Origin of the sequence: Actinomycetospora sp., assembly GCF_036497585.1 — a bacterium.
Taxonomy (GTDB): Bacteria; Actinomycetota; Actinomycetes; order Mycobacteriales; family Pseudonocardiaceae; genus Actinomycetospora.
The window spans coordinates 1-10395 of the sequence record NZ_DASXJD010000153.1 but is presented as its reverse complement, the minus strand read 5'-3'; the positions used below and the strand labels follow the sequence as shown (position 1 = coordinate 10395).

Below are 10395 nucleotides of genomic sequence, written 5' to 3'. Positions count from 1 at the left end.
TCCGGCGCGGCCAAGGCCCAGCGCGAGTACGTGCTGCGCCGCCAGCTGGAGTCGATCCGCAAGGAGCTCGGCGAGGGCTCCGGCGACGCCGAGGCCGGCGACGACTACCGCGCGAAGATCGCCGAGGCCGGCATGCCGCACCACGTGCGTGAGCAGGCCGAGCGCGAGCTCGGACGCCTGGAGCGCGCCGGCGAGCAGTCCGGCGAGTCCTCGATGATCCGGACCTACCTCGACTGGCTGCTGGCCCTGCCGTGGGCGGAGCTCTCCGAGGAGCAGCTCGACCCGGTCGCGGCCCGGACCGTGCTCGACGCCGACCACACCGGCCTCGAGGACGTGAAGGACCGCATCGTGGAGTACCTGGCCGTGCGCAAGCTGCGGCGTGACCGCGGCGTCGAGGCCGACACGAAGGCCGGGACGATCCTGACGCTGGTCGGGCCGCCCGGGACGGGCAAGACCTCGATCGGCGAGTCGGTGGCCCGTGCCATGGGCCGCGAGTTCGTCCGGATGTCGCTCGGCGGCGTCCGCGACGAGGCCGAGATCCGCGGTCACCGGCGGACCTACGTCGGCGCCCTGCCCGGCCGCCTGGTGCGGGCGTTGCGCGACGCGGGCACGATGAACCCGGTGATCCTGCTCGACGAGGTGGACAAGGTCGGCGCCGACTGGCGCGGCGACCCGTCCGCCGCGCTGCTCGAGGTCCTGGACCCGGCGCAGAACCACGCGTTCCGCGACCACTACCTCGACGTCGAGATCGACCTGTCGCTGGTGGTGTTCCTGGCGACGGCCAACCAGCTGGACACGATCCCGGGCCCGCTGCTCGACCGCATGGAGGTCATCTCCTTCGACGGCTACACCGTGGAGGAGAAGGTCGCCATCGCCCGGGACCACCTGCTGCCGCGTCAGGTCCGCAGCGCGGGCCTGACCGTCGACGACGTGGTCGCCGACGAGTCGGCGCTGCGCCTCGTGGTGTCGGAGTACACCCGCGAGTCCGGCGTCCGGCAGCTCGACCGTGCCCTGGGCAAGCTCACCCGCAAGATCGCGACGGAGGTCGCGTCGGGTGGCGGGCAGGTCGTCGTGGACACCGAGGTGGTGCGCAGGCACCTGGGCCGCCAGAAGGTCTTCACCGAGGCCGTCGAGCGCACCGCGGTGCCCGGCGTCGCGACCGGTATGGCCGTGACCGGCGCGGGCGGCGACGTCCTCTTCATCGAGGCGGCGTCGATGACCGGCGACGAGGGCCTGATCCTCACCGGCCAGCTCGGCGACGTCATGAAGGAGTCCGCCCGGATCGCCCTGTCGTGGGTGCGCTCGCACGCCGCGGAGCTGGGCATCGCCGAGGACGCCTTCACGGGACGGTCGTTCCACGTGCACGTCCCCGCGGGCGCGATCCCGAAGGACGGGCCGTCGGCCGGCGTCACCATGGCCACCGCGCTGGCGTCGCTGCTGACCGGGCGACCGGTGCGCCACACCGTGGCGATGACCGGCGAGCTGACGCTGCAGGGCCGGGTGCTCCCGATCGGCGGGGTGAAGCAGAAGGTGCTGGCCGCGCACGCGGCGGGCCTGACGCAGATCGTCGTGCCGGAGCGCAACCGGGCCGACCTCGACGACGTCCCCGCCGACGTCGCCGGACAGCTCGAGTTCCACCCGTCGATGACGATCAGCGAGGTCCTCGACGTGGCCCTGGAGCCGGCGACGCAGCCGGCGACCCCGGGCCTCGAGATGGCCGCCTGAGATGTGCTCACGGGAGCCGGTTCCGCCCGAGGTGCGCGCGCTGACGGCACTGCTGGAGCGGCGTTGGTCGCTCTCGGTGCTCTACGCCGCGCACCTCGGTGCGGCCCGGTTCTCGGAGTTCGAGCAGGCCCTCGGCCAGGTGCCGCCCGCCACGTTGGCGGCGCGCCTGGCCGATCTCGAGTCCGCGGGGCTCCTCGAACGGCGGGTGCTCGACACCCGCCCGCCCCGCACCGAGTACTCGCTCTCCGCGGAGGGCCACCGCCTGGCCCCCCTGCTCGAGGCGCTGACGACCTGCAGCCGCGGCCGGGGCGGCCCTCCGAGGCCCGCACGCTAGGCGAAGGCGACCGTGCCCCGACCGGCCCTCACCCCAGCGTCGGGGCCGCGACGGCGATCCCGATGACGGCGGCGCCGAACAGCAACCAGGCGACGTAGTCGCCCACGTGCCCGGAGTGCAGCCGTTCCAGGCCGAGCACGATCCGTCCGACCGCCCGCCGCACCGGCCGGCGACGCCGGGCCGGGACCCGACCCGAGAGGAGCACGACCAGCGCGAGCACCACCGCTGCGACGGTCGTCCCGAGCCCGGTGACCACACCGGAGAGGTGCCAGGCCACCGGCTCCACGGGCACTGCCTCGTGGGCCGGCCCGAGCACGGAGGCCCGGTAGGCCGTCCCGTCGGCCAGCCGCTCCCCGGCCGCGGCGCCGACACGGCCGACCAGCGGGAGCGTCCCGACGACGACGGCCGCGGCCAGCAGCAGCGTGGGTGCCGCGAGCATCGTCGTCGGGACCCTCTCGAAGCGACCCGACATCTCGCGCTCCTCGCCCTCGCCGCTGGTGCGCTCGGGGTCGACCCGGCGCTCCGGGCGGGGCCCGACGCCGAGGAACACCCGCAGTCCCGCGCGCAGCACAGCCGCGGCGGTCACCACCGAGACGCCGACGACCACCGGCACGAGCACGCCCGGCACCGACTCCTCGAGCGCGGCCTTGCCGAGCCCGGCACCCACCGGGGGTAGGCCGGCCAGGGCGAGCCCGGCGAGCAGGAACAGCGCCCCAGTGAGCCGGTCGGGGGCGCGGCCGGTGCGGGCCGCGCCGTGCAGGTCGATCTCGTCCACACTGCCGAACCGGGCGAGCAGCACCCCGACCAGCAGGAACAGCGCCGCCTTCACCCCGGCGTGGCCGGCGAGGTACACCAGCCACGTCCGTGAGCCGCCGTCGGCCGCGCCGATGAGGAAGAGCCCGACGTGGGCGATCGTGGAGTAGGCGAGCAGGCGCTTGAGGTTGCGCTGCACCACGCACAGCACGGTGCCGAGCACGGCGGTCACCGTCCCGACGACGACCAGGACGGGCGCGAGCGTGCCCACGCCCGGCGCGACGACCGCGGTCACCCGCGCGACGCCGTACACCCCGAGGGGCGCCATCACGCCGGAGAACAGCACGCACACCGGGGTGGGGGCGACGGCGTGCGCGTCGGCGAGCCAGAAGTGGAACGGCACCGCGGCCGCCTTGACCAGCCACCCGACCAGGACGAGGACGACGCCCACCACGGCCGGCCCGTCCGGCGGGGCGCCCGCCAGCGTCTCGCCGAGGAACGCGAGGTTCAGCTGTCCGGTCCGGGCGTAGAGCACCCCGACCCCGCAGAGCGCCAGGTAGGCGCCCAGCGAGTTCACCACCCCGAAGGTCAGCCCGCCCTGCAGCGACCGCGGCTCCTCGATCTTGTAGGCCGCCAGCGCGTACGCGACCGCGCCCATGAGCTCGAAGAACACGAGCATCGTGAACAGGTCGCCCGCGAGCACGAACCCCGTCATCCCGGCGCAGAACAGCAGCACCAGCGCCTGGAACCGGGCCTCGACCGACGCGAAGTAGCGCCAGCTGAACAACAGCCCCCCGGCGGCGAGCGTCCCGACGAGGAGCACGAGCAGACCGGCGGCGGGGTCGGCGACCAGGGCGATGCCCACCGGGTGCGTGCCGGGGGCGGGCGCCCACCCGCCGAGCCAGGTCACCGCGTCCCCCGGAGAGGTCGCGGCCACGAGCAGGCCGCCGCAGCAGGCCAGGGCGGCCGCGCCGACCAGCGCGAGGGCGTCGACCACCGGGCGCGGCGCCCACCGGCCGATGACGAGCACCAGGCACGCCAGCAGGACCGGGCCCGTGACGGCCAGCGGGGCGACGACGTCCACCCTGCCCACGTCGGCGCCCGTCACCCGCGCAGCGCGCGGAGCTCGTCGGGATCGACCGTGCCGTGGCGCTTGGCGATCTGCACGGTCAGGGCCAGGAGCAGCGCCGTCACCGTCGCCGAGACCACGATGTCGGTGAGGACCAGCGCCTGGACCAGGGGATCGACCACCGGGGTCGACCCGGCCCCGCCGGCGCCCAGGATCGGGACCGTCGCCCCGCGCTGGAAGCCCGCGGCGATCAGCAGCACGTAGGTCCCCGACTGCGCCACCGACAGCGCGACCACCGTCTGCACCAGGTTGCGGCTCCGGACTATCCCGAGCGCGCCGACCACCACGAGCCAGCCCGCGACGGTCCACGCGACGGCGGTGAGGGTCACGACGCCGCCTCCGGCCCGATGACGACCTCCTGGCGGAGGAACTGGCCGAGCAGGGTGACGATCGAGGCGCCGACCCCGATGCCCGCGACGACGTTGAGCACGAGCACCGTCCCGGAGGACAGCGGGGCACCGAGGACGCCGGTCGGGAGGATGTTCGCGGCGAACCCGGCCCCGGCGGCGAGGCCTACCAGGCCGGTCACCACGAACAGCCCGCTGCCCGCCGGTTCCACCAGCGGTGCCCACCGGGTCGGGCGGACCCACTGCAGGGCCGGGAAGCTCCCGGCGAGGTAGAGCAGGTGCAGCGCGGTGGCGAGGACGACGCCGCCCTGGAACCCGCCGCCGGGGGTGAGGTGGCCGTGCAGGACGACGTCGGCGCCGACCAGCAGGGTGACCGGCAGCAGGGCCCAGCCCGCGACCCGGGTCGCGGGCAGGACCGCGGGCGGGGGATCCGGCGGCTCGACCCGCTCGTCGTCGGCCGGGCGCAGCAGCGTGGTGACCGCGACGACCGAGGCGAGCAGGATCGTCTCCTCGCCGAGGGTGTCGACGGCGCGCTGGTCGAAGTTGATCGAGGCGACGACGTTCGCGGTCGCGTGCGCGGCGGCCGCGGCGACGGCGGCGTCGCGGTAGGGGTGCACGTCGGTGCCGACCGGCGGCAGGCCCCCCGTCGCCACCACCCACAGGACGGCGAGCCCGACGGCGCCGAGCCCGAAGAGCACCAGCCGGGCGCGGCGGCTCATCGGCTCCCGCCCGAGCGGCGCCGCACCGTCCGGACCGTGAGCAGCACCAGCAACGGCACGAGGGCCGTGCCGACCGTGAGCTGCGAGAGCGCCACGTCCGGGGCCGCGGCGAGCACGAACACGGTGCCCAAGAGCAGGCCGTACACCGAGAGCGTCACGGCCTGGCGCTGCGGGTCGGCGGTCAGCGCCACCACCGTGCCGGCGACGCCGGTGGCGAGCAGGGCGAGGGTGAGCAGGACGATCACGGCTCGCCCTCCCGCTGCGGCGTCCCGCCCCGGTCGGCCCGCGCGATCGCGGTCTGCAGCACCGGCGCCGTCGCGGCCAGCAGGACGATCACGACCACGACGGCGGCGGTGGAGGTCGAGACGCCGAGCGTGAGCGCGCACGCCAGGCCGGTCGCCGGGCCCGCGACGGAGGTCACGACGGTCACCAGGTGCAGCCGCTCGGCCACCGACCCCAGCAGGAGCGCGGCCGCGGCGGCCCCGACGACGGCCACCGCGACGAGCGCGCACAGCACCCACACCACGACCCCGAGGAGGCCCGGGGGCGCGCTCACGTGACACCCCGCAGCAGCCGGGTGAACACCAGCGTGCCGGCGAAGGAGAGCAGCACCGTCACCAGCGGCACGATCAGCAGGCTCGGCTGCCCCAGCACGAGCGCGAGCACGGTGAGCAGCAGGACGGCGACCGCCTGGGCCAGCTGCAGCCCGGCCAGCCGCGCGACGGCGGTGCCCCGTGAGGCCAGCAGCAGCCCAGGCCCGGCCAGCACCAGCAGCAGCACCCCGGCCAGCAGCAGGAACGGACTCACCGCGTCACCGCCCGCTCCAGGGCCGACTCCCGCGGCGAGAGGGCGTGCACGACGAGGCCGTCGTCGCGGACGTCGGCGACGTACGCCCCCGGGGTCGTCGAGATCGTGACCGCGCCGAGGCCGGCGCGGGCGTCGGGGCGGCCCGGCGGGGGATCGGGGAGCGGGAGCAGGCGCTCGCCCCCCAGCGGGCGCCCCGACCGCAGCGTGCGCGCCACGGCCACGGCGAGCCGGCCGGTGTCGGCCACGACGGCGCCGGGCAGGCGCACCGCCCACCGCCACCCTCCGCGCGGGACCCCGACCGGGGCGTCGAGGACGCGCCGCGCGGCGACCGCGAGCACGCCGATCGGCACCGAGACCACCACGGCGACCGCGATCTCGAGGAGCCCGACGGACGTCAGCGTCGCGACCCACACCGCGGTGAGCACGACGACCCACCCGGCCACCTCGGCGGCCGCGAGGGCCGCCCACCGCACTCGGCCGCGCCGTCGGTCGGACATGGCCGCGTGCTTTCCCGCACCGGCACGTGGCGGAAACGGGTCGGTGCCGAACCGTCGGTCAGCTGCCGTGCACGAGCCGGTGCCCGCCGCGGACCAGCGCGGCGTAGGCGGGTCCCAGCGTTCCGGCCCGGGCGCGCGCCGCGCGGGCCGCCGACGCGCCCGGCCCGCCGTGCACCGCGCCGCCGGGATGCGCGGACGCGCCGGCGAGGAAGAGCCGGTCGACCGGGGTGTCGGGCCGCCCGAGCCCGGGGGTCGGGCGGAACACGAGCTGCTGGTGCAGGTTGGCGGTGCCGCCCATGAGGGCGCCGCGGACGAGGCTCGGATCGCGGCGCTGCAGGGTGTCCGGGTCGGAGACCGCGCGGCCGACGACGAGGTCGGAGAAGCCCGGCGCGTGCCGCTCGAGCACGGCCTCCATCCGCGTGACGTGCGCCGCGACCTCGTCGGCGGTCCGCAGCCGGTCGTGCGGCACGCGGGTGTAGGCCCACAGCGACTCCGTGCCCGCCGGCGAGCGCGACGGGTCCGCCGTCGTGAGCTGGCCCAGGATGAGGAACGGGTCGGCGGGCACCCGTCCCGCGACCAGGTCGGCGCCCAGGTCGACGAGCCCGCGGGTGTCCGCCCCGACGTGCACCGCGCCCGCGCCGCGGGCCTCCGTGGCGGTCCACGGCATCGGCTCCGAGAGCGCCCAGTCGACCTTGAGCACCGCGTGGTCCCACTGGAAGCGCCGCAGGTCGGCCCGCATCCGCCGGGGGAGGTGCTCCTCGCCGAGGAGCTCGCCGTAGAGGACCGGCGCGGCGACGTCGGCGAGCACGGCCTCGTCGGCGCGGACCGTGGCGCCGCCGATGTCGACCACCCCGACGGCGCGCCCGCCCTCGACCAGCACGCGGCCCACGGGACGGTCGGTGTCGACGCGGCCGCCGCGGGCCCGCAGCCTCGCGACGAGGGCGCCGGTCAGAGCGCTCGACCCGCCCTCGGGGACGGGGAAGCCGACGTCCTGGGCGAGCATCGTGAGCAGCCACCCGAACGCGGTGCTGCCGGCCGAGCTCGTCGGCACGTCGGCGTGCATGGCGTTGCCCGCGACCAGCACCCGGGCGCCCTCGCCGTCGAACTCCTCCTCCCCGAAGCGCTGCGCCGGGAGCAGCAGGCGGCGCACGAGCCGCAGCGCGTCGGGGGTGCCGGTGGTGCGCAGCAGCCGGGCGGCGGGGCGCACCGGCGGGAACGGCGCGAGCAGCGCCTCGACCAGCGGCTCGCGGATCTCCCGGAACTGGTCCGCGAGGCGGCGCCAGGCGGCCCCGTCGCCGGGGGCGAAGCGCTCCAGGCAGGCAGCGGTGGTGTCGACGTCGCGGGAGACGAGTGCCGCCCGGTCGTCGGGCAGGACGTGGGCCACCGGGTGCGGCGCGTGGCACCAGCGCAGCCCGTGGGCGCCCAGATCGAGTCCGCGGAGGACCGGGGACGCGACGCCCAGCGGGTAGAAGGCGCTGCCGAGGTCGGTGCTCCACCCGGGGGCGGCGAGCTCGGCGCTGCGGGTGGCCCCGCCCGGCGCGTCGGCGGCCTCGAGCACGTGCACCCGCCAGCCGGCGTCGGCGAGCAGGTTGGCCGCGACGAGGCCGTTGTGGCCGGCGCCGACGACGACGGCGTCGGCGCGCTCGGCGTCGCCGGAGGGGTGGGTCACCCGCGCACGTGCCCGCCGCGCCGCGTGGGGCAAACGACCGCGGTGCACGGCGGCCCCGCCGGGGTGTCAGCGACGGCCGAGAAGAGCGCGTAGCAGACCCTGGACGAGCTCGAGGAGTGGCTTCCCGCTCAAGGACTGACCCGGCGGGTCGCGAACCAGGCGCAGGCGGCGGCCGCGACGTCCTCGGCGAGCGCGCCCGGCAGGTCGGACCCGAACCGGCGCGAGGCCGCAGCACGCCACCGCACCCCGCCCAGCGCCGCACCGACCGCCGCCAGCGCCGCGACCACCCCGGAGGTCGGGATCGCGCGACCGTCGCGGGTCGCGAGCACCCGGCCCGCGGCGCCGCCGGACAGGATGCGGGGCGCGAGCCCGACGATGCCGTTGCGGGGCGGGACCACCGGGGTCTTGTCGGCCACGGTCTCGCCGAGCGCGAGCGCGGCGGCCAGCGGCCCCCACGGGGCGAGCCGGCCCGCGACGCGGCGGTCGCCGGGCCGGGCGCGCAGGGCGAGGGCGGTGGGCCCGTAGGTGCTCCGTGCGCCGGACGCGGCCCCCAGCAGGGTCTCCCGGACGAGGTCGCGCGCACTGGTACTCATCGGCGGGGCCTACCCGGAGCCGGCGGAGCCGCACACCGAGGGGGTCCGGTAGCCGCGTCGGACGCTCAGCGGGACCCCCGGTCCACCCGGGCCCACGCCGCGGGCAGCTCCCGCTCCGCGTCGCGGGCCCGCACCGCCTCGGTCCCGTGGACGACGCCGAGCGCGAACCCGCCGACCCGGGGATCCGTCGCCAGGTCCAGGACGGTCGCGCGCATCACCACGGTGTCCTGGTGCGCGCCGAGCAGGTCCTGCAGTGCCGTCATCCCCCGCTTCCACCGTCGTCGTGGCTTGCCGAGCGCCGGGCGGGCGGCCTCGCGGGCGTAGCGCAGCCGCTTGGCGGCCTTGCGGGCCTCGTGCAGCGCCTCGTCGCGGGCGACGCCGGGTGAGGTGTCGAGGGCGGTCGTCATCGCCCGGGCGACGCGCCGCTGCACCCGCGCCAGTTCCTCCGGCAGCACCCGGCGGGCCTTGTGCAGCCCGCGCCGGCCCAGTGGCGGGTCGGCGACGACGGCGTCGAGCGCGGCGAGCAGGGCCCGATACCGCGAGCTGTCGAGGGCGCCCAGTGCCCGGGTCCGGGCGGTGTCCGCGCGGCCCGCGAAGACCGCGTCGAGGTCGGCGCGCAGCGTCGGGGGGACGAGGCCGACGGCCATCACGTCCGCCGCGAGCTCCTCGGCGACCTCGTCGAGGAGCGCCGAGAGGCGGGCGTGCACCACCTCGGTGTCGCGCGCGGGCGCGAGCTCGCCCGCGAGCCACTTCAGCTCGGCGCCCAGGTCCCGGGTCCGCTCGCGGTCGAGCACCCGCCCGTACACCCGCAGCGCGCTGCGCAACCGTCGCACCGCGACGCGCATCTGGTGCACCGCGTCCTCGCGGTCGAGCCGCACGAGCGGCTCCTGCTCGCGCAGCGCCGCCGTCCGGGTCCGGACGTACTCCAGCACCGCCGCGGCCGCGCTCCCGGCCGGGGCGGGACACGACGAGGCACCCATCCGCCACCTCCGCCCCCGACACCGCAGAGCAAACCGCATCGCGGGCGTCCGGGGGAGGCCCGGATCGATCCGGTCCGAACGACCTTCACCGGCACGGTCCAGGACTGAGCATGCCCCGGACACGACGAGGGCCGGCAGACCCGGGTGGGTCTGCCGGCCCTCGTGTGCCGGTCAGGAGAGGTCAGCGGCGACCGTTGTCCTGCGGCGTCATCTGCACGGTCGGCTCGGCCGGGTCGCCGAAGGGCGGCTCGGTCGTCGTCGCGGTCGGGGCCACCGGGTCGTTCGGCGCGGCGTGCGCCCGCGCCCGGTCGGCGTCGGCGCGACCGCGCTGGCGGCCGGCCTCGAGGTCGGCGCGGACCTGGTCGGACTCGTCCTGGGCCTTGCGGTAGCCCGAGTCGATGAGGTCCTTGGCGGCGTCACGGCCCCCGAGCCCGAAGGCCAGGGCGGCACCGAGCGCGACCGCGCCGATCAGCGCGATGTAGGTGGCGTTCACGATCACCTGCGCGATGCCGAGCTGGTTGAGGATCATGAAGACGGCGATCGCCCTCACCAGCGTCGGCGCGGCCGAGCGGACGACGCGCCCGGTCGGGGTGTCACCCATGGTGCGGTGCACCAGCCCACCGACCGCGGCCGCGACCGCGGCGGCGACCAGGAAGATCAGCAGCGCGGCGATCACGTTGGGCAGGTAGGACAGCACCAGATTCACGAAGCCGGTGACCGCCGGGATGTTCAGCGTCCCGACCGCCGAGACGATCACGAACACCAGCAGCACCCACTGCACCACCAGCCCGACCAGCTGGGAGGGCCGGCCCTTGGGCGAGAACCGCGCGACGTACTCGCCG

13 protein-coding genes are annotated in these 10395 nt (G+C 76.6%); 2 read left to right on the top strand and 11 right to left on the bottom strand.

Annotated features, from left to right (window positions below):
- A partial coding sequence (gene lon / locus VGH76_RS15055) for an endopeptidase La (RefSeq protein WP_331557504.1) occupies window positions 1-1725 on the top strand: 1725 nt, incomplete at its 5' end.
- Between the two features lies 1 nt (window position 1726).
- Complete coding sequence (locus tag VGH76_RS15050; protein WP_331557503.1) at window positions 1727-2059, top strand: helix-turn-helix domain-containing protein; 333 nt, start codon at window positions 1727-1729, stop codon at window positions 2057-2059.
- A gap of 28 nt (window positions 2060-2087) precedes the next feature.
- On the opposite strand, the gene VGH76_RS15045 is transcribed toward VGH76_RS15050, so the two are convergent.
- From VGH76_RS15045 to VGH76_RS14995, 11 genes are all read right to left on the bottom strand, one after another.
- Window positions 2088-3920 carry a complex I subunit 5 family protein gene (locus tag VGH76_RS15045; RefSeq protein WP_331557501.1) on the bottom strand — a complete coding sequence of 611 codons (1833 nt, stop codon included), beginning with the start codon at window positions 3918-3920 and terminating at the stop codon, window positions 2088-2090.
- The gene (locus tag VGH76_RS15040; protein ID WP_331557500.1) at window positions 3917-4270 is read right to left on the bottom strand and encodes a sodium:proton antiporter; all 354 of its coding nucleotides are present in this window, start codon (window positions 4268-4270) and stop codon (window positions 3917-3919) included. The genes VGH76_RS15045 and VGH76_RS15040 overlap by 4 nt, the downstream gene beginning before the upstream one ends.
- The gene (locus tag VGH76_RS15035; protein WP_331557499.1) at window positions 4267-5007 is read right to left on the bottom strand and encodes an MnhB domain-containing protein; all 741 of its coding nucleotides are present in this window, start codon (window positions 5005-5007) and stop codon (window positions 4267-4269) included. The genes VGH76_RS15040 and VGH76_RS15035 overlap by 4 nt, the downstream gene beginning before the upstream one ends.
- Window positions 5004-5252 (bottom strand): hydrogenase subunit MbhD domain-containing protein, encoded by a 249-nt coding sequence (locus VGH76_RS15030; protein WP_331557498.1) that lies wholly within the window; start codon window positions 5250-5252, stop codon window positions 5004-5006. Before VGH76_RS15030 ends, VGH76_RS15035 begins: the two co-directional genes overlap by 4 nt.
- Window positions 5249-5563, bottom strand: a complete 315-nt coding sequence (locus tag VGH76_RS15025) for a hypothetical protein (RefSeq protein ID WP_331557497.1) — start codon at window positions 5561-5563, stop codon at window positions 5249-5251. The genes VGH76_RS15030 and VGH76_RS15025 overlap by 4 nt, the downstream gene beginning before the upstream one ends.
- Complete coding sequence (locus VGH76_RS15020; protein ID WP_331557496.1) at window positions 5560-5814, bottom strand: monovalent cation/H+ antiporter complex subunit F; 255 nt, start codon at window positions 5812-5814, stop codon at window positions 5560-5562. Before VGH76_RS15020 ends, VGH76_RS15025 begins: the two co-directional genes overlap by 4 nt.
- Window positions 5811-6311, bottom strand: a complete 501-nt coding sequence (locus VGH76_RS15015; protein WP_331557495.1) for a hypothetical protein — start codon at window positions 6309-6311, stop codon at window positions 5811-5813. Before VGH76_RS15015 ends, VGH76_RS15020 begins: the two co-directional genes overlap by 4 nt.
- A 58-nt stretch (window positions 6312-6369) precedes the next feature.
- Complete coding sequence (locus VGH76_RS15010; protein WP_331557494.1) at window positions 6370-7980, bottom strand: NAD(P)/FAD-dependent oxidoreductase; 1611 nt, start codon at window positions 7978-7980, stop codon at window positions 6370-6372.
- 128 nt (window positions 7981-8108) lie between these two features.
- The gene (locus VGH76_RS15005) at window positions 8109-8573 is read right to left on the bottom strand and encodes a hypothetical protein (protein ID WP_331557493.1); all 465 of its coding nucleotides are present in this window, start codon (window positions 8571-8573) and stop codon (window positions 8109-8111) included.
- A 65-nt stretch (window positions 8574-8638) separates the two neighbouring features.
- Window positions 8639-9553: a CHAD domain-containing protein gene (locus VGH76_RS15000; RefSeq protein ID WP_331557492.1), complete on the bottom strand. Its 915-nt coding sequence runs from the start codon at window positions 9551-9553 to the stop codon at window positions 8639-8641.
- 181 nt (window positions 9554-9734) lie between these two features.
- Window positions 9735-10395: mechanosensitive ion channel family protein (locus VGH76_RS14995; RefSeq protein WP_331557491.1), on the bottom strand; the 661-nt coding region annotated here is incomplete at its 5' end.

Coding starts and splice junctions, on each gene's coding strand:
- VGH76_RS15050 (WP_331557503.1), top strand. CDS start 1,727: ATGTGCTCACGGGAGCCGGTTCCGCCCGAGGTGCGCGCGCTGACGGCA.
- VGH76_RS15035 (WP_331557499.1), bottom strand. CDS start 5,007: ATGAGCCGCCGCGCCCGGCTGGTGCTCTTCGGGCTCGGCGCCGTCGGG.
- VGH76_RS15015 (WP_331557495.1), bottom strand. CDS start 6,311: ATGTCCGACCGACGGCGCGGCCGAGTGCGGTGGGCGGCCCTCGCGGCC.
- VGH76_RS15005 (WP_331557493.1), bottom strand. CDS start 8,573: ATGAGTACCAGTGCGCGCGACCTCGTCCGGGAGACCCTGCTGGGGGCC.
- VGH76_RS15000 (WP_331557492.1), bottom strand. CDS start 9,553: ATGGGTGCCTCGTCGTGTCCCGCCCCGGCCGGGAGCGCGGCCGCGGCG.